At 67.5% G+C, this 23,191-nt stretch carries 22 protein-coding genes; 12 read left to right on the forward strand and 10 right to left on the reverse strand.

From position 1 onward, the window contains the following. Positions 1–31: 31 nt before the first annotated feature. Positions 32–1,360: an ammonium transporter gene (locus tag CRJ03_RS03195; protein WP_104017477.1), complete on the reverse strand. Its 1,329-nt coding sequence runs from the start codon at positions 1,358–1,360 to the stop codon at positions 32–34. A 26-nt stretch (positions 1,361–1,386) separates the two neighbouring features. Further along, positions 1,387–1,725, reverse strand: coding sequence for a P-II family nitrogen regulator (locus tag CRJ03_RS03200; RefSeq protein WP_104017478.1), 339 nt, complete (start codon positions 1,723–1,725; stop codon positions 1,387–1,389). A 257-nt stretch (positions 1,726–1,982) separates the two neighbouring features. Between CRJ03_RS03200 and CRJ03_RS03205 the strand changes: the two genes are divergently transcribed. The 6 genes from CRJ03_RS03205 (at position 1,983) to CRJ03_RS03230 (ending at position 8,068) form a co-directional block, all read left to right on the forward strand. Continuing rightward, positions 1,983–4,103, forward strand: coding sequence for a transglycosylase domain-containing protein (locus CRJ03_RS03205; RefSeq protein ID WP_104017479.1), 2,121 nt, complete (start codon positions 1,983–1,985; stop codon positions 4,101–4,103). A 176-nt stretch (positions 4,104–4,279) separates the two neighbouring features. Next, positions 4,280–5,407 (forward strand): peptide chain release factor 2, encoded by a 1,128-nt coding sequence (gene prfB / locus CRJ03_RS03210; RefSeq protein ID WP_104017480.1) that lies wholly within the window; start codon positions 4,280–4,282, stop codon positions 5,405–5,407. Positions 5,408–5,524: 117 nt separating this feature from the next. Next, positions 5,525–5,755, forward strand: a complete 231-nt coding sequence (locus CRJ03_RS03215) for a twin-arginine translocase TatA/TatE family subunit (RefSeq protein WP_104017481.1) — start codon at positions 5,525–5,527, stop codon at positions 5,753–5,755. A 7-nt stretch (positions 5,756–5,762) separates the two neighbouring features. Further along, positions 5,763–6,314, forward strand: a complete 552-nt coding sequence (gene tatB, locus CRJ03_RS03220) for a Sec-independent protein translocase protein TatB (RefSeq protein WP_104017482.1) — start codon at positions 5,763–5,765, stop codon at positions 6,312–6,314. Next, positions 6,311–7,228, forward strand: a complete 918-nt coding sequence (gene tatC / locus CRJ03_RS03225) for a twin-arginine translocase subunit TatC (RefSeq protein WP_104017483.1) — start codon at positions 6,311–6,313, stop codon at positions 7,226–7,228. The genes tatB and tatC overlap by 4 nt, the downstream gene beginning before the upstream one ends. Then, positions 7,229–8,068 (forward strand): ATP-binding protein, encoded by an 840-nt coding sequence (locus CRJ03_RS03230; protein WP_104017484.1) that lies wholly within the window; start codon positions 7,229–7,231, stop codon positions 8,066–8,068. Here CRJ03_RS03230 and CRJ03_RS03235 read toward each other — a convergent pair. The 5 genes from CRJ03_RS03235 to CRJ03_RS03255 all read right to left on the reverse strand — a co-directional run bounded on the left by CRJ03_RS03235 (position 8,031) and on the right by CRJ03_RS03255 (position 13,851). Continuing rightward, complete coding sequence (locus CRJ03_RS03235; RefSeq protein WP_104017485.1) at positions 8,031–9,101, reverse strand: AbrB family transcriptional regulator; 1,071 nt, start codon at positions 9,099–9,101, stop codon at positions 8,031–8,033. The genes CRJ03_RS03230 and CRJ03_RS03235 overlap by 38 nt on opposite strands. Positions 9,102–9,429: 328 nt before the next feature. Next, positions 9,430–11,673 carry a xanthine dehydrogenase family protein molybdopterin-binding subunit gene (locus CRJ03_RS03240; RefSeq protein ID WP_104017486.1) on the reverse strand — a complete coding sequence of 748 codons (2,244 nt, stop codon included), beginning with the start codon at positions 11,671–11,673 and terminating at the stop codon, positions 9,430–9,432. A 1-nt stretch (position 11,674) separates the two neighbouring features. Then, entirely contained in the window at positions 11,675–12,139 is a 465-nt protein-coding gene (locus CRJ03_RS03245) for a (2Fe-2S)-binding protein (protein WP_104017487.1), read from the reverse strand. A 295-nt stretch (positions 12,140–12,434) separates the two neighbouring features. After that, positions 12,435–13,052, reverse strand: a complete 618-nt coding sequence (locus tag CRJ03_RS03250; protein WP_104017488.1) for an MlaC/ttg2D family ABC transporter substrate-binding protein — start codon at positions 13,050–13,052, stop codon at positions 12,435–12,437. Beyond that, complete coding sequence (locus tag CRJ03_RS03255) at positions 13,042–13,851, reverse strand: MlaA family lipoprotein (protein ID WP_338066330.1); 810 nt, start codon at positions 13,849–13,851, stop codon at positions 13,042–13,044. The genes CRJ03_RS03250 and CRJ03_RS03255 overlap by 11 nt, the downstream gene beginning before the upstream one ends. 337 nt (positions 13,852–14,188) lie before the next feature. On the opposite strand from CRJ03_RS03255, the gene CRJ03_RS03260 reads away from it, so the two are divergent. The 4 genes from CRJ03_RS03260 to CRJ03_RS03275 are packed head-to-tail and all read left to right on the forward strand — an operon-like array spanning position 14,189 to position 16,954. Continuing rightward, the gene (locus CRJ03_RS03260; RefSeq protein ID WP_104017489.1) at positions 14,189–14,650 is read left to right on the forward strand and encodes a RidA family protein; all 462 of its coding nucleotides are present in this window, start codon (positions 14,189–14,191) and stop codon (positions 14,648–14,650) included. Continuing rightward, a complete protein-coding gene (locus CRJ03_RS03265) occupies positions 14,647–15,414 on the forward strand; it encodes a glycerophosphodiester phosphodiesterase family protein (protein WP_104017490.1) in 768 nt (255 codons plus the stop codon). The genes CRJ03_RS03260 and CRJ03_RS03265 overlap by 4 nt, the downstream gene beginning before the upstream one ends. Positions 15,415–15,473: 59 nt before the next feature. Beyond that, a complete protein-coding gene (locus CRJ03_RS03270; RefSeq protein WP_104017491.1) occupies positions 15,474–16,661 on the forward strand; it encodes a GNAT family N-acetyltransferase in 1,188 nt (395 codons plus the stop codon). After that, positions 16,658–16,954, forward strand: a complete 297-nt coding sequence (locus tag CRJ03_RS03275) for a 4a-hydroxytetrahydrobiopterin dehydratase (protein WP_104017492.1) — start codon at positions 16,658–16,660, stop codon at positions 16,952–16,954. The genes CRJ03_RS03270 and CRJ03_RS03275 overlap by 4 nt, the downstream gene beginning before the upstream one ends. A 132-nt stretch (positions 16,955–17,086) precedes the next feature. On the opposite strand, the gene CRJ03_RS03280 is transcribed toward CRJ03_RS03275, so the two are convergent. Further along, positions 17,087–17,575 (reverse strand): peroxiredoxin, encoded by a 489-nt coding sequence (locus tag CRJ03_RS03280; protein ID WP_104017493.1) that lies wholly within the window; start codon positions 17,573–17,575, stop codon positions 17,087–17,089. A 93-nt stretch (positions 17,576–17,668) separates the two neighbouring features. Between CRJ03_RS03280 and CRJ03_RS03285 the strand changes: the two genes are divergently transcribed. Further along, entirely contained in the window at positions 17,669–18,871 is a 1,203-nt protein-coding gene (locus CRJ03_RS03285; protein WP_104017494.1) for an NAD(P)/FAD-dependent oxidoreductase, read from the forward strand. Beyond that, positions 18,868–19,425, forward strand: coding sequence for a 16S rRNA (guanine(966)-N(2))-methyltransferase RsmD (gene rsmD / locus CRJ03_RS03290; protein WP_104017495.1), 558 nt, complete (start codon positions 18,868–18,870; stop codon positions 19,423–19,425). Before CRJ03_RS03285 ends, rsmD begins: the two co-directional genes overlap by 4 nt. Before the next feature lie 461 nt (positions 19,426–19,886). Here the strand turns inward: rsmD and CRJ03_RS03295 are convergent, their stop codons facing one another. Then, positions 19,887–20,792: a LysR family transcriptional regulator gene (locus CRJ03_RS03295; RefSeq protein ID WP_104017496.1), complete on the reverse strand. Its 906-nt coding sequence runs from the start codon at positions 20,790–20,792 to the stop codon at positions 19,887–19,889. Positions 20,793–21,082: 290 nt separating this feature from the next. After that, positions 21,083–23,110, reverse strand: coding sequence for an NADPH-dependent 2,4-dienoyl-CoA reductase (locus tag CRJ03_RS03300; protein ID WP_104017497.1), 2,028 nt, complete (start codon positions 23,108–23,110; stop codon positions 21,083–21,085). Positions 23,111–23,191 lie beyond the last annotated feature (81 nt).

The following is a 23,191-nucleotide window of genomic DNA, read 5'->3' on the forward strand; positions in this document are numbered from 1 at the left end:
TTCTCTCAGGGCTGACAGGGAAGAGGAGGTCTCAGCCCCTGGAGAACTCGGGGTAAGCCTCCATGCCCAGCTCGGCCATGTCGAGACCGTTGATCTCTTCTTCCTCGCCGACACGGATACCGACGGTTGCCTTCAGGATGAACCACAGGATCAAGCTGGCCACGAAGGTAAACACACCGTAGGCGGCGATGCCCAGAAGCTGCGTCGAGAGGCTCGCGTCGCCATTGTAGAAGATGACGGCGATGGTGCCCCAGATGCCCGCGAACAGGTGCACCGGGATGGCCCCGACCACGTCGTCGATCTTGAGCTTGTCGAGCATCGGCACGGCAAAGACCACGATCACGCCACCCACGGCCCCGATCCACAGTGCGCCGAACAGCGTCGGTGCCAGCGGCTCGGCGGTGATCGACACAAGGCCCGCCAGCGCACCGTTGAGCACCATTGTCAGGTCGGGCTTTTTATACATCACCTGCGTCAGGATCAGCGCGGTCACGGCACCGGCCGCGGCGGCCATGTTGGTGTTGGCAAAGATGCGGCTCACGTCCGAGACGTCACCCACGGTGCCCATCGCCAACTGCGAGCCGCCGTTGAAGCCGAACCAGCCCAGCCACAGGATGAACGTGCCCAGAGTCGCCAGTGCCAGGTTCGAGCCCGGGATCGGGATGACCTTGCCATCCTTGCCGTATTTGCCGATGCGTGGTCCCAGAACGATGGCACCGGCCAGCGCGGCCCAGCCACCCACCGAGTGCACGATGGTCGAGCCGGCGAAGTCCGAGAAGCCCGCTTCGGACAGCCAGCCGCCGCCCCACTGCCACGAGCCCGAGATCGGGTAGAACACGCCGGTCAGCACGACCACGAAGGCCAGGAACGGCCAGAGCTTGATCCGCTCGGCCAATGCACCGGACACGATCGAGGCGGTCGCGGCCACGAACACGAGCTGGAAGAAGAAGTCCGAGCCGATCGACGCATAATCAAGTGCGGCATCGGCGGCGGCCACCCCCACCGGGTCCAGTACTGTCGGCACGAAGAAGCTGCCGACATAGCCGTTGAAGTCACCCGGATACATCAGGTTGAAGCCCATGAACCAGTACATGATCGCGGCAACCGAATAGAGCGCGATGTTCTTGGTCATCTGCATGGTGACGTTCTTCGAGCGCACCAGTCCGCCTTCGAGCATGGCAAAGCCGCAGGCCATGAAGAACACCAGAAAGCCCGCCATGCAGAACAGCAGGGTGGTCATGATGTATGGGCCGATCTCGTCAAACCCGGGTGCGGCCGCCTCTGCCGCCTCCTGTGCAACCCCCATCGAGGGCAGCGCCAGAAGCGTCGCGGCAAGGCCGAGTGTCAGTGTCGATTTCATTGGTTTGTCCTTTCCCTCGCGCGCTCTTAAAGCGCGTCCTCGTTGGTCTCGCCCGTGCGCACGCGCAGGGCCTGCTGAATGTCGAGCACGAAGATCTTGCCGTCGCCGATCTTGCCGGTGCGCGCGGCCTTGGTGATGGTCTCCACGACCTGGTCGGCCATCCCGGCCGACACGGCGACCTCGAGCTTGATCTTGGGCACGAAATTCACGGCATACTCGGCCCCGCGATAGATCTCGGTGTGGCCCGATTGTGCGCCGAAGCCCTTGATCTCGGTGACCATCATGCCGCGGACACCGATGCCGGTGAGCGCCTCGCGGACCTCCTCGAGCTTGAATGGTTTGATCGTTGCGATGATGAGTTTCACGTCTTCCCCTTTCGGTTGGCGCGCGTGATCCGTGCGCTTTGCAGGTGCAGAAAAATCGTTCTGCCCCTGTTTGGGAAAGGGAAATGAGGGATTTCCGGCGCGGGGATGCGCTTGAATTGTTCAAAATTTGGGCGTAATGAATGGTATGCTTAATTTTTATGCACAATGAGAACGCACGCAACGCGGGCCGGGGTCTCTACATTCCCGCGCGCCCGCGCTAGAGTGCGTGCAGAGAAACGCGGCCGGGCAGGGCAGGCATGGGCAATTCAGGACGACGAAAACCGCCGCTCGCGGCCCCCAAACGCTCACGCGCAGGCGGGGGGCGTGCGCGCAAAAGCACCCGCCGCGCGCCGCGCAGGCGGTCGCGCAACCCGCTGGTGCGGCTGATGCGGACGGTGCTGCGGCTCTTGTGGCGGCTGGTTTGGGGGATCGGCTGGCGCGTGGGCGTGGTCGTGTTGCTCGTTACCGGGCTCGCGGTAGCCTATACCTACACCACGCTGCCCGCCTACCAGACCCTGATGGACGGGCGCGCGCGCGGCTCGGTGACGCTTCTCGATCGCGATGGCGAGGTGTTCGCGTGGCGCGGGGACCAGTTCGGCGGCGTTGTCACCGTCGACACGGTCAGCCCGCATTTGCGCGATGCCGTCATCGCGACCGAGGACCGCCGCTTTCACTACCACCCCGGCGTCGATCCCATCGGCATCGCCAGCGCTATCCGCATCAACCTGAGCGAGGGGCGGGGGCCGCTCTCCGGCAACGGCGGCTCGACCATCACGCAGCAGACCGCCAAGCTGCTGTGCTTTGGCGAGACCTATGACGAGACCCGCTGGAAGAGCGAGGCCGAGTATGTCTCCTACTGCCGGCGCAGCTCGATCTGGCGCAAGGTGCGCGAAGCCGTCTACGCGCTGGCGATGGAGGCGAAATACACCAAGGATCAGATCCTCACGATCTATCTCAACCGCGCATATCTGGGGGCAGGGGCCTACGGTGCCGAGGCCGCGGCGCAGCGCTATTTCGGCAAGTCCGCGGCCGAGCTGAACCCGTCGGAGGCGGCGATGATCGCGGGGCTTCTGACCGCGCCCTCGACGCTGGCCCCCACCGCCAACCTTGCCCGCTCGCAGAACCGCGCTTCGGTGGTCATCGGGCTGATGCGGGGGCAGGGCTATCTGAGCGCGGACCAAGCCGAGGCGGCGCTGGCCCGCCCCGCACAACTCTCGGAGGCGGCAGAGCAGCAGGCCGGCGGTTATTTCGCGGACTGGGTGATGGGCTCCGGGCCCGAGTTCCTGACCCGCGACACCACAGAGGATGTCATCATCCGCACCACGCTCGACCAGCGCATCCAGCGCGCCGCCGAAACGGCGATGAAGAGCACCTTCACCGACAAGGTGCGCGAGGAATCAAAGGCGCAGGCGGCCATCGTGGTGATGTCGGCGGATGGCGCGGTGCGCGCGATGGTCGGTGGGCGCGACACGACCGTGATCGGCGCGTTCAACCGTGCCACCATGGCGAAACGCCAGACCGGCTCCGCCTTCAAGCCCTTCGTCTATGCCACCGCGCTCGAGCTGGGGTTCGACCCCAACACCGTGGTGATGGACGAGCCCTACTGCCTCGATATCCCCGGCTCGGGCCGTTGGTGCCCGGAAAACTACAGCCGCGACTACAAGGGCCGGGTGACGCTCACGCAGGCGCTGGCCCAGTCGATCAACGTGCCCGCGGTCAAGATCGCCAGGCGCGCGGGCCTCGACAAGGTGCGCCGCGTGGCGGGCGACTTCGGCATCGAAAGCGATCTCGCGGACGGCCCGGCGCTGGCGCTCGGTGTCTCCGAGAGCACGCTGCTGGAGATGACCGGCGCCTATGCGGGCATCCTCAACGGCGGCTCTTCGGTCACGCCCTATGGCCTGACCGAGCTGCGGCTCATGGGCGAGCAGACACCGCTGATGTCGCGCGAGACCGGGATCGGCGAACGGGTAATCCGCGAGAGCGCGGCGCGCGAACTCGTTTACATGATGAGCCGCGTGGTCGAGGCGGGCACCGGGCAGCGCGCACGCCTTCCGCGCCGCGAGGTGGCTGGCAAGACCGGCACCACGCAGGCCGCCCGCGATGCGTGGTTCCTGGGCTTCACCGCCGATTACGTGGCGGGCGTGTGGATGGGCTATGACGACAACACCCCGCTCACCGGGGTGACGGGCGGCGGGCTGCCCGCCGAGATATGGCGCGAGACGATGACGCGCGTCCACGAGGGCCTGCCGCCCAAGCCCCTGCCGATGCAGCGCCCGGCGCCCCGTTCCAGCTCGTCAGAGCCGCTTCCGCAACAGCGCGCGCCGGTGGACCGTCGCAACCCGATCGAGACCATCCTGCGCAGCCTGTTCGGGAATTAGCGGTCGGGGGCAGCGAAGGCCGTGTCTGGGCCTGAAGCGGAGGGTCGCGGCCTGGTGCCAATGCGCAGCTCATTGCTGTGCCCCGCCAGTCCGCTCAAGGCCCCCGTGTCCACGCCACCTTGTTCAGCCCCGCGCACTGGGCTATCACCGCCACCCGAGCCGACAGGATGGATGCGATGCGCGCAGAGACCCAGACCCTTTTGACCGAGATCGAGAAGTCGCTGGAGCTTTTGCGCCAGCGGCTGGGGTGGGAGACCGCGCGCCACCGGCTAGAGGAATTCAACGCCCGGGTCGAGGACCCTACGCTCTGGGACGATCCCGCGCAGGCGCAAAAGCTCATGCGCGACCGGCAGGCGCTGGTCGATGCGCTCACCACCCATGACACCATCAAGCAGGAGCTCGAGGATCAGCTTGGCATGATCGAGCTGGGCGAGGCCGAGGGCGACGAAGAGGTGGTGGCCGAGGCCGAGGAGGCACTGCGCTCGCTGGCGAAAACCGCCGCCGCCAAGGAGCTCGAAGCGCTGCTCGACGGCGAGGCGGATGCCAACGACACGTTCCTGGAGATCAACGCAGGCGCAGGCGGCACCGAGAGTTGCGATTGGGCGGCGATGCTGGCGCGGATGTATGTGCGCTGGGCGGAAAAGCGCGGCTATACCGTCGAATTGCAGTCGGAATCGCCCGGCGAAGAGGCCGGGATCAAGTCCGCCGCCTACAAGATATCGGGCCACAACGCCTATGGCTGGCTGAAATCCGAATCGGGCGTGCACCGGCTCGTGCGCATCTCGCCCTTCGATTCGGCGGCCAAGCGGCACACCTCGTTCTGCTCCGTCTGGGTCTATCCGGTGGTGGACGACAATATCGAGATCGAGGTGAACCCCGCCGACATCCGCATCGACACCTACCGCTCTTCGGGCGCGGGCGGGCAGCACGTCAACACCACCGATTCGGCGGTGCGGATCACCCATATCCCCACCGGCATCGTGGTGACGTCCTCGCAGAAATCCCAGCACCAGAACCGCGACATCGCCATGAAGGCGCTGAAATCGCGGCTCTACCAGCAGGAACTCGACCGCCGCAACGCCGCCATCAACGAGGCCCATGACAGCAAGGGCGACGCGGGGTGGGGCAACCAGATACGGTCCTACGTGTTGCAGCCCTACCAGATGGTCAAGGATCTGCGCACCGGGCACGAGACCTCGGATACCAAGGGCGTGCTCGACGGCGATCTCGACCCGTTCATGGCCGCGACCCTCGCGCTCAACGTTTCGGGCAAGAGCCGCGCCGAGGCACAGGGAGAGGACTGAGCGCCGCGGATTCGTGGAGGCGGACGCGGATTGGTGCTTTCATCCGCCGCAGTGAATGTCTAGATAAGGCCAATGATGTTGCCGGGGGCGCGTCCCCCGTGACTAGGGAGAAGAGAGATGCTCAACAATATCGGCCTTCCGGGCCTTCTGCTCATCGCCGTGGTGGTGCTTGTGCTCTTCGGGCGCGGCAAGATCTCGTCGCTGATGGGCGAGGTCGGCAAGGGGATCACCTCGTTCAAGAAAGGCGTGTCCGAGGGCACCAAGGAGCTCGAGGACGAGACCGAATCCACCGAGGCCGCGCGCGACGTGACGCCCGCGGACAAGGGCAAAGAAAAAGACAAGGTCTGATACCCCCATGTTCGACCTGGGCTGGACCGAGCTTTTGCTCATCGGCATTGTCGCGCTGATCGTCGTCGGCCCCAAGGATTTGCCCGGCATGTTCCAGGCCTTGGGCAAGTTCGTGGGCAAGGCCAAGGGCATGGCGCGCGATTTCAGCCGTGCGATGAACGATGCCGCGGATCAGTCCGGCGTGGGCGACATCCAGAAATCGTTCAGGGCCGCCTCGAATCCCATGAAGACGGCGATGAACGAGGTCAAGAAGACCACCGACGGCGTGGCCCGCGACATCGACAAGGCCGCCCGCCCGCCGCTCGATCCCGAGCGTCAGGCCGCCGCCGACAAGATTCGCGAGAAATCCACCGAAATGGCCAACGCCCGTCGCGCCGCCGAGGCCGAGGAAAAGGCAAAGGCAGAGGCGCAGGCCGCACCTTCGGACACTGCGACGGAAACCGCCACCGCCGCGCCCGCTGATGACAGCGCCGGGAACAAGGCCGGGAACAAGGCCGGGAGCAAGGCCGGGAACAAGGCCGGGAGCAAGGCCGGGAACAAGGCCAAGAACAAGGCATGAGCATGCGCGATGACGAGCTCGAGGACAGCAGCGCCCCGCTGATCGAACACCTGGCCGAGCTGCGCACGCGCCTCATCCACTCGGTGCTGGCCTTCATCGTCGGGATGGTGATCTGTTTCACCATCGCCACTCCGATCTTCAATTTCCTCACCGCGCCGCTGTGCCAGGTGCTGGCCGACCGGGGGCAGGATTGCGACCTGATCTTCATCTCGCCGCAAGAGGGCTTCTTCGTCGCGATCAAGGTCTCGCTTCTGGGCGGGTTCATCCTCGCCTTTCCCTATATCGCCAACCAGATGTGGCGCTTTGTGGCGCCGGGGCTCTACCGCTCGGAAAAGGGCGCGTTCCTGCCGTTCCTCATCGCGTCCCCGTTCATGTTCTTTCTTGGCGCGGCGTTCGCCTTCTACGTCGTCACGCCGCTGGCCTATGACTTCTTCCTCGGCTTCCAGCAATTCGGCGGCGAGGGCGAGGCCGTGGAGGGCGGGCAGAATGCCGCGCCGCTCTCGGTGGTGTTCCAGGGTTCGGCGCAGGAATATCTCAACCTCACGATCAAGTTCATCGTCGCCTTCGGCCTGTGCTTTCAGCTTCCGGTGCTGCTCACGCTGATGGGCAAGGCGGGGCTGGTCAGCGCGCCGGGCCTGCGCTCGGTGCGCAAATACGCGGTTGTGGGCATCCTGCTCCTCGCCGCGCTGGTGACGCCGCCGGATGTCATCACCCAGATCATCCTCTTTGTCGTGGTCTACGGCCTCTACGAGGTGTCGATCCAGCTTGTGCAGCGCGTCGAGAAGAAGCGCGAGGCGGAATTGCGCGAACAGGGCCTTTGGTTCGACGATGACGACGACGAAGATGTCGCCGACGATGAGGATGTCGACGACGATCCGCTCGCCGGGACCGACGAGGACAAGGACAAGACCTGAATGACGACCGACACGCTCGACCGGATCGCCGCGGCGCTGGAACGGATGGCCCCCGCGCCGCTCACCGCGCCGGATTTCGACACGGCCGACGCCTTCGTCTGGCACGTCTCGCCTGACCGGCTGGAGCCCGTCGCGACGGTCAATCGGGTGGACATGTCGCTCCTCGTGGGGATCGACCGGGCGCGCGATATCCTACTGGAGAACACACGCCAGTTCGCCCGCGGCCTGCCGGCCAACAACGCGCTTCTCTGGGGCGCGCGCGGCATGGGGAAATCGAGCCTCGTCAAGGCCGTGCACGCCGTCGTGCAGGCCGGGGGGCTGCCGCTCAAGATCGTGGAATTGCAGCGCGAGGACCTGCCCTCGGTGGGCCGGTTGCTCAATCTTCTGCGCGGCGCGGATGCACGCTTCCTGCTCTTCTGCGACGATCTCAGCTTCGGCCATGACGACGAGCATTACAAATCATTGAAGGCCGTGCTCGACGGCGGGATCGAGGGACGGCCCGAGAACGTGCTGTTCTACGCCACCTCCAACCGCCGCCACCTGATGCCCCGCGACATGATCGAGAACGAACGCTCCACGGCGATCAACCCCTCCGAGGCGGTCGAGGAAAAGGTGTCGCTGTCGGACCGGTTCGGCCTGTGGCTCGGCTTCCATCCCTGCGATCAGGATGCCTACCTGTCGATGATCCGGGGCTATTGCGATGCCTACGGGGTCGCGATCGACGACGACACGCTGCGCGCCGAGGCGATCGAATGGCAGGCCACCCGCGGCGCGCGCTCGGGCCGCGTGGCGTGGCAGTTCTTCACCGATCTCGCGGGGCGTCGCGGCGTCCGGGTGTGAACCGCGCCAGCACCCCGATCACCAGCACGGTCAGCACGATCCGGTAGATATGGTGCAGCGTGACAAATGCCGGATTGGCGTTGAGGCTCAGCGCCACCAGCGCCATTTCCGTCACGCCTCCGGGCGCGAGGCTGATGACCAGCACATCCACCGCCTCGCCGGTGAGCGCGTGCAGCCCCGCCGCCAGCGCGCCCCCGATCGCCAGCATTGCCCCCACGGCCATGAGCGCAAGCCCCGTCCCGCGCGCCAGCAGCGCCCGGCTCATCCCCGTGAACCGCATCCCCAGCGCCGTGCCCAACACCATCTGCGCAACGTTCACCAGCCATTGCGGCACCTCGAGGCTCAGCCACCCGGTGAGCGACAGCACCGCCGCCAGCGCCATCGGCCCGGTCATCTGCCCGGCGGGCAGGCGCAGCACGCGGCCCAGCACCACGCCGCCCATGACCGCCAGCGCGATCACCGGCAGGTTGGACCAAGGCACATCGCCGCGCGCCAGCGTCACGCCCCCAGCCGAGCCCACGGGACCGCCCAGCCACAGCGACAGGCCCAGTGGCAGCACCGTCACCACCACGATGATGCGCAGGAATTGCTGCATCATCAGCCGCGTCACGTCCGCCCCCGCCGCCGCGCCCATCTCGATACTCTCGTAGAGCCCGCCGGGCGCGCTCGCGTAAAACGCGGTGACGGGGTCATAGCCGCCGAGGCGGCGGTAGATCGCATAGCCCGACCCGTGCGCCAGCCCCACGAACAGCGTCACCGCCCCGAAGCTCAGCGCATAGTTCCCCGCATCCGAAAACAGCGCGGGCGTCACCTGCGCCCCGATCATCAACCCGATGATCGCGATGAAGCCGATCCGCAGCGCTGTCGGGAACCGGTACCCCTCGGGCAGCCTGTGCGGCAGCACCGTGGCAATGAGCGCCGCGCCCACGAGCGGCCCCAGCATGAACGGCAGCGGCGTGCCCACCGCCTGCGCCGCCAGCCCCCAGAGGACAGCAAGCGCCAGCAGTGCGAGGGTGGTCAGTATCTGTGGCATGATCCCTTGAACCACCGGCGCGGGGCAGGGGCAAGGGGGCGACGGCGGGCGCGGTGGTTCTGGCCTGGAGGGGACCTTCCGGTCTTGGCCCACTTGCGCGGAATCAAGGCGCGGAACGCGCCGCCGCGCAGCGCCCGACCGCCCCCTCGGGCGGGCGCTCTTCGTCGTTGCAAGTAGCTATGATCGCAGAAGTATCTTGCACCATAAATCGCAGAGCGTAATCGAGTTTGCGCCCACCCGGCGGTCAGGCGCTGCGCGGCTCCTCAAGCGTTGTGCTCAACGACCGCTCCAGCCCAAAACAACCCGCGCCCGTTGGCCTGCCCCCGTCTCAGCCGACGAACGCCACCTCCCGGTCAAACGGCATCTCGCGCAGCCTCTGCCCCGTGGCGGCAAAGATCGCGTTGGCAAGCGCCGGCGCGGCGGGTGGCACCGGCGGCTCGCCGATCCCGCGGATCTTCCCGGCGGTCTCCAGCCCCCGCACCACGATCTCCGGGCACTCACGGAGCCTCATGGACCGGAACGTGTCGAAATTCTGCTGCTCCACCGCACCATCCGCATAGGTGAGCGCCCCGTGCATCGCGTGGCCGAGGCCCCAGACCACGCCGCCCTGCATCTGCGCCTCGAAATTCACCGGATCGACGATCCGTCCCACGTCGGCGGCCACCCAGACGCGGGCAACCCGCAGGCCATCGCCTGTCTCGCGTACCTCCACCACCTGCGCGCAGGGCACCCCGAACGACAGGCAGAACCCGATGCCGCGCCCCTGACCGGCGTTCAGCGCGCCGCCCCAGCCCGACATCTCGCCCACCGCCTCCAGCACCGCGCGCGACGGCGCGTGGCTGCACAGCCGCAGCCGCTCTTCCAGCGGGTCGGCCCCGGCGGCGTGGATCAACTCGTCGAGCAGGCAGTCGTGAAAGAACCCGTTGGTGGATGCCCCGACCGACCGCCAGCTTGAGACCGGCGCAAGCGCCGGCGCGCGGTATCCCGTCACCCGGTACTCGGGGATGGCGAAGGGCTGATCCCACGCGCCCGCGACGATCTGCAGATCGGGCCCCGGCGTGGGGATCGCCTGCCGTCCCATCTGCGAGGCGATGATCGAGGGCATGGCGATGCCAAGGTCATAGGCCACAACGCGGCCCCCCGACACGCGCCCGCGCCCCCGTGCCATCGCGATCTGACGGGGGAACTCGTGGCCCATATCCTCCTCGCGCGAATAGGTGAGCTTCACCGGCTGCCCCGGCACCGCCATGGCCAGGTGCGTGGCGTGGCGCACCACCGCGTCCTCCAACCGGTGGCCGAAGCTGCCCCCGGCGACGCGCACATGCACGTGCACATCGTCCGCATCCTGTCCGGTGATCGCGGCGGCATTGCCCTGCACGAAACGCGGCACCTGCGTGCCCGTCCAGATATCCGTGCGCTCCGGGGAATAGCGGACGGTGGTATTGAGCGGCTCCAGCGGCGCGTGGGCGAGGTAGGGCGCGCGATATTCCACGTCGATATCCGCAGCCCCGTCCAACGCCGCCTCCACATCGCCTTCGTCGCGCAACCGGCTGTCCTGCCGCTCGGGGGTAAAGCTCTCCGCGAGCGCCTGCCAATGGCCCTCCATCCCGGCAGGGTAGGGGGCCGGGGCCCAGTCGCATTTGATCGCCTGCGCCGCCTGCATCGCGCGCCAGGTGTTGTCGGCGATCACGCCGACGCCGCCGGGCACCTCGACGATCTTCCTCACCCCGCGCATCGCCTTGGCCTCCGACGCGTCAAGGCCGCGCAACGCCGCCCCCTGCGCCGGGTTCAGCCGGATCGCGGCATGCAGCATCCCGGGCTGTTCCTCGTCGATGCCATAGGCTTGGCGGCCGGTGGATTTCGCCACGATATCCACGCGCTGCACGGGCTGTCCCACCAGCCGCCACGTCGATGGGTCGCGCAGCACCACATCCGTCACCGGCTCGGTCCGCGCGGCCTCGGCGGCCAGGCTCTCGTAGCGCAGCCGCGTGCCGTCGGGCAGGATCACTGCGCTGCCCTCGGTGCCGAGCCGGTCAACGGGCTGCCCGTGCAGGCGCGCCGCCGCCGCCTTCAGCGTCTCGCGCGCCACGGCCCCCGCGCGGCGCAGCTTTTCATACCCGTCGGGCACGGTGGTCGAGCCGCCGGTAATCTGCATGCCGAGGAATTTCATCGGCGCGTCCATCACGTCGCGCGCGCTCTCGGCCAGCCAGCCCTGGTCGGTGGATCGGAACGGCACCGCCTCGTCCGACAGCGCGGTGTTCCAGTAGGCGCGGTCGGGCGGTCCGAACTCGGTCGCCACCTGCGCCGGGTCAACGTCCAGCTCTTCGGCGATGAGCATCGCCTGCACCGACACCGCGCCTTGCCCCACATCGGCGCGCGGGGTGATGAGGGTGATCGCATCCCCGGTGATCCGCACATAGGGCGTCAGCGCCGCCGCCCCCTCGGGCAGATCGGCCATGAGCGGGTTGTCATAGGGCGTCCGCATGCGCCAGACGCCAAAGGCGACGCCGCCCGCGACGGCCACCGACCCGACCAGGAATGTCCGCCGCGCGATGGTCTTTGCCCGCCCCATCTCAGGTGCCCTCGCGCATGGCGCGGGCCGCCGCCTTCACCGCCGCGCGGATGCGCGGATAGGTGCCGCAACGGCACAGGTTGCCCGACATCGCGTCGTCGATCTCGGCATCGCTCGGCTCCGGCACCTCGGCCAGCAGGCTTGCCGCCTGCATGATCTGCCCTGACTGGCAATATCCGCATTGCGCCACCTGTGCCTCGATCCACGCCGCCTGCACCGGGTGCGGCGCCCCGGGCGTGCCCAGCCCCTCGATGGTGGTCACATCGCCCCAGACATCGCCCACCGGCACCTGGCAGGAGCGCACGGCCTGCCCGTCGATATGTACCGTGCAAGCCCCGCACTCCGCGATGCCGCAGCCGTATTTCGGCCCGTGGACGCCCAGCACGTCGCGCAGCGCCCACAGAAGCGGCATCTCCGGCTCCAGGTCGTCGAGTGTGTGCTCGGTGCCGTTGACGGTCAGGCGCATGATGCAGGGGTCCTTTCCGGTGCTCTCACGCGAAAGGATAAACCGTTCGGTTCAGGTGTAAAGCGCGACGTGGCGACAGGCGCCCGCCCGCCGTCACGTTCCCGCGAGGCCCCTCAACCGGTGCGGCGCATGACACACCATTCCACTCCCGGCCGCACGGTGCGGCCCGTCGGGGTCGGGATTATGCAATGCCGGGTTTGCAGGCAGGACAACGCGCGCGCAAGCGAGGTTTGGCCTTGGCCGGATGATCGGCGAGTTGGCCCGCGCGGAAGCAAGGTGCTCGCGCGGCCTTTGGCTACCCCGCCTTCTTCAGGTCGGTGATCAGCGCGCCGATATCGCCATTTCGACGGTCGAGCATCGCCCCGATCTCGGTGCGTTCGCTCAGCCGCAGGCTGATGCCCTCGATCACCATGTCGAAGAACAGGTCCTTCCCCGAGCGGTCCGACACCAGAAAGCTCACCTCGAAGGGCGACTGCCCGCGCAGGTAGACCATCGAGCGGACCTCGTACCACGATTTCACCTCGCGCACGTCCTTGACCTCGATCCGCCCGCCCACGAACTCGTTGAAACGCTTGCCGTATTTGCGGGAGATGTAGCCGCGGAACGCATCGGTATAGGCGCGCATCTGTGCCCCGGAGAGGCGGTTGGCATCCGCCCCTAGCGTCGAGCGCGCGATGATTGACACATCTGCATAGCGCGCGAAGATGCGCTCGAACTCCACGATCATCTGCGACAGCGGCTGCCCCGAGGCGATCACCCGGTTGATGTCACTCACCACCTGGTCGATGAGCGCGCGGGCGCGCGCTTTGGTCAGGGCGCGGGCGGTGTCGGGCATCGAGGCCAGCCCCATCGCGGCCAGCCCGGCGGACATAAAGAAACGTCGTGTCGGCTTACTCGTCAGTTTACTCGTCATAAGGATCCTCCAACGGGGTCGAAGCGGCGGCACCGCCACCGGCCGTGCCGTCATAGGGATCGGTATAGGCCGCACCCGTGGTGCCGCCAACCTTGAACCGTCGATTCTGCAGGAAAATCGAGCGCGACAGCGCGTAGCTGTCCTCGCTCTCGTAGAGAATCTGGTCGATCGTTTCCGTGAACCGCTCGCGCCGCGACAGGCCCGAGGCCACGCCCGCCGCGGTGCCGGCGAGGTTCTCGGGGCTGTCCAGTACATAGGTGAGCGGGTTGGTGAACAGGTCCGCGAAAATGCCAAAGGTGTGCCGCGTCGTCGATGGTCCGAGGAACGGCAGCTCGATATAGGCGCCCTCGCGCGCGCCCCAGACATGCAGTGTCTCGCCGAAATCGGTGTTGGTGGGCGCGGCCATGCCCATCTCGCTGGCCGGATCGAACACGCCGCCGAGGCCCACGGTGGTGTTGACCACCAGCCGCGCGGTGTCCTGCAACGCGCCGCGCATGTTCAACTGCAGGATGTTGTTCACGATGTCGGCGGGCAGCGACAGGTTCTCGGCGAGCCGGATCACGCCGGTCTCGATATCGTCGGGCACCACGCTGGCATAGCCCTTGGACACGGGCCGCACCAACACCCGGTCAACCCCGCGGTTGAACTCGTGCATGCGCCGGTTCTCGGTCTCGTAGGGATCGAACACGTCCCGCGTGGCGGCAGGGTCCTGCGCGGCGCAGCCCGCGACAAGCGTCGCGGCCGCCAGGATCAGGGCGGGGACGGCACGGCGTAACGTACAAGAAATAGGCGGGGTCACGGCAAGAATCCACGTCCTGAGTCGAATGCTATGTTACATAACCGATCGCCCGCGCAAACCCACCCCTGACCGACGATCGGTCACATTCCTGTGGCAGAATGGCGACATGCGCCCTGACGGCGGATGCTTCCAACGATGCCGCATTCGGCAAGGCTGGAGTCGTGCCTGACGACATTGCCGCCGGTGCTGTCGCGCAAATGCACCGGTCAGGTCCGGGCAGGCGCGGCCCGCTTTTCCCAGCGAGACCCGCGCCACGCAGCAGACATCCCGAGGGGGCTTTTCATTACCCCGTGCCGCCGCTAGCGTCAGGGCAAATCGCGCCACAGGAGAAAACGACATGAGCCAGTTCGAAACCAGACTTGCCGAGATGGGCGTGACCCTGCCCGAGGCGCCGATGCCCGCCGCCAACTACGTGCCCTACGTGCAGGTGGGCGAGATGCTCTACGTCTCGGGCCAGATCGCCAAGGACGGCGACCGCCTGCTCACCGGCAAACTCGGGGCCGACATGGACATGGCAGCGGGCACCGAGGCGGCGCGCGTCTGCGCCATTGCCCTCCTGGCACAGGTCAAGGCCGCCTGCGGCGGCGACCTCGACCGGCTGGTGCAAGTGGTGCGGCTCACCGGCTTCGTCAATTCCACCCCGGATTTCACCCAGCAGCCGCAGGTCATCAACGGTGCGTCCGATTTCCTCGGCGAGGCGCTCGGCGAGGCAGGCAAGCACGCCCGCGCCGCCGTCTCCGCCGCGTCACTGCCCTTCGGCGTCGCGGTCGAGATCGACGGGATATTCCGCGTCCGATGACCCCGCTGCCCGAGGCGTTCCTTCGGGTGCCGCTGGCGCATCGCGGCCTTCATGACCGCGATGCTGGCCGCCCCGAGAACTCGCGCGCCGCGGTCTGCGCGGCGATCGCGGCAGGCTATGGAATCGAGATCGACCTGCAAGCCAGCCGGGACGGCCACGCAATGGTGTTCCACGATTACGACCTCGGGCGGCTCACGTCCGAGACGGGCCCTGTGCGCCAGCGCGATGCCGCCCAACTCGCGCAAATCCGCCTCAAGGGCGGCGACGAGGGCATCCCCGACCTGCCCGAGATCCTCGCCCTCGTCGCCGGGCAGGTGCCGCTCCTCGTCGAGCTCAAGGACCAGCATGGCCAGATGGGCGAGACGAGCGGCGCGCTCGAGTCCGCCACCGCGGCGGCGCTTACGGATTATGCGGGGCCGGTGGCGGTGATGTCCTTCAACCCGCACATGATGATCGCGATGGCCGCGCGCGCGCCGCAGGTCCCCCGTGGTCTCGTCACCGGCGCCTTCTCCGCCGAAAACTGGCCGCTCCTGCCCGAGGAGACCCGCGCGCGGCTCCGCGCCATCCCCGATTACGACGCGGCGGGCGCGGGTTTCGTCAGTCACGAGGCGGGCGACCTCGACAGCCCGCATCTCGCCCGCCTGCGCGCGCGCGGCGCGCCGATCCTGTGCTGGACCGTGCGCAGTGCCGAGGCCGAGGCGCGCGCGCGCCGCGTGGCCGATACCGTCACCTTCGAGGGATACCTCCCCGATCTGCCCGCTTGATGCGCGCGCCCGATGCGCCAGATACACATGCGTCCGCACGCAACCGGGGACTTGCGAGGATGAGCGAGACCGAGCTGACCGTCACCGCCCATGACAGCATCCACGCCATCGGCGCGGAGGCGTGGGATGCCTGCGCCTGCCCCGAGGCCGAGGGTGGCGGCCGCCCCGAGGATCCGTTCACCACCCACCGCTTCCTCGCCGCGCTCGAGGACAGCGGCTCGGTCGGTCCCGGCAGCGGCTGGCATCCGCATCACCTGACGGTGACGCGGGCGGATCAGGTGATCGCCTGTGCGCCGCTCTATCTCAAGGGTCACAGCCAGGGCGAATACATCTTCGACCACGCCTGGGCCCATGCCTACGAGCGCGCGGGCGGGCGCTACTACCCCAAGGCGCAGATTGCCGTGCCCTTCACCCCGGTGACCGGGCGGCGGCTGCTGACCCGCCCGGGGAACGAGGACGAGGGGCGCGCAGCACTCCTGCAAGGTGCCACGGCGCTGGCGGCGCAGAACCGGCTTTCGTCGCTGCACGTCACCTTCTGCACCGATGACGAGGAGGCGGCGGGCGAACGGGCAGGGCTCCTGGCCCGGCAGACACAGCAATACCACTGGCACAACCGTGGCTATCGCGATTTCGACGATTTCCTCGGGCATCTCTCGTCGCGCAAGCGCAAGACCATCCGCAAGGAACGCGCCCGCGCGCAAGCCTTCGGCGGCGAGATCGTCTCGCTCACCGGCGACGACATCCGCCCCGCGCACTGGCAGGCGATGTGGGAGTTCTACCAGGACACCGGCGCGCGCAAATGGGGCACGCCCTACCTCACCCGGGCCTTCTTCGATCTCGCACAGGACCGCCTGCGCGACGACGTGCTGTTGGTGCTCGCCCTGCGCGGCGGCCGCCCGGTGGCGGGGGCGATGAACCTGATCGGGCGCTCGGCACTCTTTGGCCGATACTGGGGCTGCGCCGAGGACCACCCCTGCCTTCATTTCGAACTGTGCTATTACCGGGCCATGGATTTCGCCATTGAACACGGGCTGCAAAGGGTAGAGGCTGGTGCGCAGGGCGAGCACAAGCTCGCCCGCGGCTACCTGCCCCGGGCCACTCATTCGCTGCACTGGCTGCGCGACCCGGGCTTCGCCGAGGCGGTGGCACAGTATCTCGATGCCGAGCGCGCCGCCGTCGAGGAAGAGATCGAGATCCTCACCGGCTACGGCCCCTTCCGCAAGACCCCGATGGAGGACCACGAATGACCGAGAAACTCAGCAACACCGCCCGCAAGACCACGCTTCAACCGCTCCTGGAAAACGGCTGGTCGATGGTCGAGGGGCGCGACGCCATCGCCAAGACCTACAAGTTCGGCGATTTCGTCGAGGCGATGGGCTTCATGACCCGCGCCGCGCTCTGGGCCGAGAAATGGAATCACCACCCGGAATGGTTCAACGTCTACAACCGCGTCGAAATCACATTATCGACCCACGATGTGGGCGGCCTGAGCGCGCTCGACGTCAAGCTCGCGCGCAAGTTCGACGGCCTTGTGGACTGAGACCGGGGGATCCGAGTATCTGGGCCAGGAAGAAACCCGGCGCGGCTTCATCTTGCTGAAAATATCCCCGGCCTGACGGCACGAGAAGGGGGCGCGGTGCGAGGATCAGCGCCCCCGCACCAGCGTCGGCAGTCACATCGCGGCGAGCAGCGATTCGCCCGCGGTGGCCTCGCAGGTGCCGGGGCTTTCCTCGACATGCAGCACCGTTACGCGGCCGTCCTCGACCGCCATCGCATAGCGCTTCGAGCGCCCGATGAGCCCGGCGGGGGGCGCGTCGAAATCCATGCCGATCGCCTTGGTGAATGCGCCCTGCGGGTCGCCCAGCATGGTGATCCCGGCCTTTGCCGCGCCGGTCGCATCGCCCCAGGCCTGCATCACGAACGGGTCGTTGACGCTGACGCAGATGATCTCGTCCACGCCCTTGGCGTCAAAGCCGTCCTTCGTGCGGATGAAGCTCGGGACATGGGCCGAGGAACAGGTGGGGGTGTAGGCACCCGGTACGGCAAAGATCACCACCTTGCGCCCCTTCGTCAGGGCCGACAGGCTCACCGTCTCGGGGCCGCCCTCGCCCAGTTTCAGCAGGTCCGCGTCGGGCAGCTTGTCGCCGGTGGATATGGTCATGGTCGCTTCCTTTCTCCTGTCGCGTTGCCGTTTGATGTAACCATAGGCCGGTGCTAGGCAAGGGGCCACGGCAAAGATGGGCGGGAGACGGGAATGACGCACGTGGTGGTGATCGGGGCCGGGCAGGCCGGGGCGTCGCTGGTGACGCGGCTGCGGACCCAGGGCTTCGACGGCGCGATCACGCTCATCGGGGACGAGCCCGTGCCGCCCTACCAGCGGCCGCCGCTGTCCAAGAAATACCTGCTGGGCGAGATGGCCCTCGAACGCCTCTTCCTGCGCCCCGAGAGCGCCTATGCCGAGGCCGGGATCGACCTGCGCACCGGCACCCGCGTCACCGCCATCGACCGCACCGCCCAAGAGGTGGTGATGGACGCGGGGCGGCTCGGCTATGACACGCTGGTGCTCGCCACCGGCTCGCGCCCGCGCCGCCTGCCCGCGGCCATTGGCGGCGATCTGGGCGGCGTGCACGTCGTGCGCACGCTGGCGGAAGTCGATGCGATGGCGCCGGGCGTGGTGCCGGGGGCGCGGGTGCTGATCGTCGGCGGCGGCTATATCGGGCTCGAGGCGGCGGCGGTGGCGGCAAGCCGCGGCATGGCCGTCACCCTCGTCGAGATGGCCCCCCGCATCCTGCAACGCGTGGCAGCAAAGGAGACCTCGGACTATTTCCGTGCGCTGCACACCCGCCACAGCGTCGATATCCGCGAGGGCGTCGGGCTCGAGCGGCTCATGGGCGAGGGGCAGGTGACAGATGCCCGGCTCACCGACGGCAGTGCGCTGGAGGTGGATATGGTGATCGTCGGCGTCGGCATCGTGCCCGATACCGCGCTGGCCGAGGACGCGGGGCTCGCCATCGACAATGGCATCGCCGTGGACGCGCAGGGCCGCACCGACGACCCGGCGATCTGGGCCGCAGGCGATTGCGCCTCGTTTCCATACGGCGACGGACGGCTGCGGCTGGAAAGCGTGCCCAACGCCATCGACATGGCCGAATGCGTGGCCGACAACATCACCGGCGCGGGCCAGGACTACGTGCCCAAGCCGTGGTTCTGGTCGGATCAATACGACGTGAAACTCCAGATCGCCGGGCTTGGCACCGGCTATGACCGGATCGTGACGCGGGCGGTGGGCGACGCGGTGTCCTTCTGGTACTACGCGGGCGATCGGCTGCTTGCGGTGGACGCCATGAACGATCCGCGCGCCTACATGGTGGGCAAGCGGCTGATCGAGGCAGGGCGCAGCGCCGATCCGGACCGCGTCGCCGATCCCACCACCGATCTCAAGGCGCTTCTGAAGTGAGGATCATCGGCGGCGCGCATCGTGGCCGGGCGCTGGCCAGCGTCGGCAAGGGGGATGCAGCGGCGCATCTGCGCCCCACCTCCGACCGGGTGCGCGAGGCGCTCTTCAACGTGCTGGCGGGCGGCTATGGCGATCCCGTCACCGGCGCGCGCGTGCTCGACCTCTTCGCCGGCACCGGCGCGCTCGGGCTCGAGGCGCTGTCGCGCGGCGCGGCACAGGCCAGCTTCGTCGAGAGCGGGCGCAAGGCGCTGGCGCTCCTGCGCGACAACATCGGGCGCTGCGGGGCAGGGGATGCCGCGCGGGTGTTCCCTCTCGATGCGCGCAGGCCCGGCCCCAACCCGGACGCCCCCCATGACCTCGTCTTCCTCGACCCCCCCTATGGCAAGGGTCTGGGCGAGGCGGCGCTCGCGGCGGCACTGGCGGGCGGCTGGATCGCCGCCGACGCACTGATCGTGTGGGAGGAGAGCGCCCCCATCACCCCCCCCGAGGCCCTGCGCCTGATCGAAGAGCGGCGCTACGGCGACACGATGATCCGGTTTCTTGGCCGGGACTGACGGTCAGCAAGGCAGGGCGGTGTTGCCGGTGGAAGATTGCGTCGTGAGGGCAGCGATTGGCCTTGAGCGGTCGTTGCAGTGAGCCGTGTCATCGTATGTCCGCGGGCAGGCGATCCAACGGTTTTTCAGGGCACTTTATTTCTGCTTTCCCGAAAAACATGCAATCGGCGCATTGGCTTAGCCAAATCGCCTGTCCGGGGGGCGGACATGCGATGGCGCGGCGGGCTTCGCCCTTGATTCCGCGCCGGGACCAGACGGCAACGTCCCCTCCAGGCCATTCCCCGTCGGCTGTTCCGACCCGTCATAACCCACACCCCGCCCTCCACCTCACTATCTGACGTATCGCACAAGGCTGTCAGGCCACCGCTTGCCTCCCACACACACAAAAAACCGGCCCGCACGAGGGCGGGCCGGGACGAGGTGTCGTCATTGCTGACGAGGAGGACACCGGTGCCTTGTCCTCACCAGTCCGTCGGACCTTTCTGGGCGAACTGGTGGACAAGGAAGTCAATGAAGGCGCGCACCTTGGGCTGGGTGAAACGGCCCGGCGGATAGACGGCATAGATACCCTGTGTCTCCATCGGCAGGTCGGGCATCGCGTCCTCCACCTGGCCCTCGGCCAGCGCCCGGGCATAGAGGAACGATGGAAGATAGGCGATCCCGAGGCCCGAGATCGCGGCGTTGAGCAGCGATTGCCCGTCATTGACGCTGAGGCCCCCCGCCGTGCGCACCTGCCGCTTCTCGCCCGAGGGCGCGGTCAGCTTCCACACCGCGTTGCCGCCCTGGCTGGAATAGTGCAACAGCTTGTGCTCGTTGAGATCGTCGATCTTCTGGGGCCGTCCGTATTTCTTGAAATAGGCGGGGCTCGCGATCATGCGGCGGGTGGTGTTCGACAGCTTGCGCGCGCGTAGCGTGCTGTCCTCCAGGTCGCCGATCCGCACCGCCATGTCGAATCCTTCGGAGATCAGCTCCACATAGCGGTTGTTGAGCACCATGTTGACGGTGATATCCGGGAAATCCTCGAGAAACTGGCCCAGAACCGGGCTCAGGTGATTGACGCCGAAATCGGTGGCCACCGAGATGCGCAACAGCCCCGAGGGGTCCGACTGCATCGAGCTTACCAGCGCATCCGCCTCGCCCGCGTCGTTGAGCACCCTGAGCGCCCGGTCGTAATAGGCCAGCCCGATCTCGGTGGGACTGACCCGCCGCGTGGTGCGGTTGAGAAGCCGTGCACCGAGGCGTGCCTCGAGCGAAGAGACATGCTTGGACACGGCGGATTTCGAAATACCCATCTTGCGGGCCGCGTCGGTAAACCCGCCCTGGTCCACCACCGTGGCAAAGGCCTCCATTTCCGTCAGGCGATCCATACTGCTACCTCATTCTCCGATCACCTGATGGTGTGACGGAAAAATCAGGCGCAACTGCGGCGCGCGACTGACAATATCGGGGTGCTGTCGGAATCGTCGCCGCACGGGAAACACCGAAACACGGCAAATTGAGGCTATGATCTGTCCTGCGGGGGTATGCTTTGCCCGAGTTGTGGTCGCATTCAGGGCGGATATGCCATGAAACCGCATATCGTAGTGACATTCGCCATCACGCTTGCGGCTGCCGTCCCCGCGTTCGTCGGCGACACCCCCGCGCCCGAGGGGGCCGTTCAGAGCGCCGCAGCCAGCCGCGTGCCCTGGTCTATCGCGCGTTTCGCGTCCAACTCGGCGGCGACATCCGCGCCGCCGATCACGTGGGCCTTCACGCCACGGGCCTCCAACGCATCGGCCAGGCTGCGCTCGCTCAACTGCCCGGCGCAGAGTACGATCGTGTCGGCCTCGATCAGCGTCGGGTTCTCCCGTGCCTCGCCGAAACTGATGTGCAGCCCGTCGCCGTCGATCCGCTCGTAATTGACGCCGCTCACCATCTCGACCCCCTTCATCCGGAGCGCCGCGCGGTGAATCCACCCCGTGGTCTTGCCCAGCCGCTTGCCGGGACGCTCGGCCTTGCGCTGCAACATCGTCACGGCACGCGCGGGCGGCTCGGGCTGCGGCCCTTGCGGGGCCAGCCCGCCACGCACGTCTGCCGGGTCGCCCACCCCCCATTCCTCGCGCCAGAGCGCGATATTCTCCGTCGGGCTCTCGCCCGCGTGGACCAGGAATTCCGCCACGTCGAAGCCGATCCCCCCCGCGCCCACCACGGCGACGCGTTTGCCCACCTTTGCCTTCCCGCGCAGCACGTCGATGTAATTCACCACGTTGGGGCCATCCTGTCCGGGGATACCCGGGTCGCGGGGGATCACCCCGGTGGCGATGATCACCTCGTCAAAGTCCGCGAGGTCATTTGCGCCCACATCCTGCCCCAGCTTCACCTCGACGCCCGCCTCGCCGGCCATCACGCCGAACCAGTCCACCAGCCCGTGAAACTCCTCCTTGCCGGGGATCACGCGCGCCATGTTGAGCTGCCCGCCGATCTCGCCCGCGCGGTCAAATAGCGTCACGCCATGCCCCCGCCCCGCCGCCGTGATCGCCGCCGACAGGCCCGCCGGCCCCGCGCCGACCACCGCGATGCGCTTGGGGGCATCCGTGGGCGCGATCACCAGCTCCGTCTCGTGGCAGGCGCGCGGATTGACAAGGCAGGTGGTCAGCTTGCCCGAGAAGGTATGATCCAGACAGGCCTGGTTGCAGGCGATACAGGGTGCGATGGTCTTGCCGCGCCCCTCGGCGGCCTTCTTGACGAACTCCGCATCGGCGAGGAACGGCCGCGCCATGCTCACCATGTCGGCCACGCCCTCCGACAGCAGGCCCTCGGCCACCTCGGGCGTGTTGATCCGGTTCGAGGTGATGACCGGGATACCCACCTTGCCCATCAGCTTTTGCGTAACCCAGGCCCATCCCGCCCGCGGGACAGAGGTGGCAATCGTCGGCACCCGCGCCTCGTGCCAGCCGATCCCGGTATTGAGGATCGACGCGCCCGCATCCTCCACCGACTGCGCCAGTTGCACCACCTCGTCGTGGGTGCTGCCCTCGGGGATGAGGTCGATCATGCTCAGGCGATAGATCAGGATGAAATCGCGGCCCACCGCCGCGCGCACCCGGCGCACCACCTCCAGCGGCAGGCGCATCCGGTTCTCGTAAGAGCCGCCCCAGCGGTCCGTGCGCTTGTTGGTGTGGGTGACGAGGAACTGGTTGAGGAAATACCCCTCGCTCCCCATGATCTCGACCCCGTCATAGCCTGCCTCACGGGCGCGCTCCGCCGCTGTCACGATATCGGCGATCTGCTTCTCGATCCCCGCCTCGTCCAGCTCATGCGGTGTGAAGGGCGAAATCGGTGACTTGATGGCCGAGGGGGCCACGCATTCCTTGCCATAGGCATAGCGGCCCGCATGCAGGATCTGCATCGCGATCAGCCCGCCCGCGTCATGCACCCGGTCGGTGACGATGCGGTGATTGGCGATATCCTCGGGCGTGAACAGCCCCGCCGCCCCCGGAAACACCCCGCCCTCGCGATTGGGGGCCATGCCGCCGGTGACCATCAGCCCGACGCCGCCGCGCGCACGGGCGGCGTAGAACTCCGCCACCCGGTTCCAGTCGCGCGTCTCCTCCAGCCCGGTATGCATAGACCCCATGAGCACGCGGTTCTTCAGCGTGACATGGCCCAGATCGAGGGGCGCGAGAAGATGCGGATAGTTGGTCATGGCTCTCTCCCTTGGCTTATCCCCGTGATGCCTCGCCTGCGCGCGCTTGTCACCCGTGAACGCTGCGTTACGGTGGGCGGC

The sequence above is a fragment of the Roseovarius nitratireducens genome, assembly GCF_002925845.1.
GTDB lineage: Bacteria > Pseudomonadota > Alphaproteobacteria > Rhodobacterales > Rhodobacteraceae > Roseovarius > Roseovarius nitratireducens.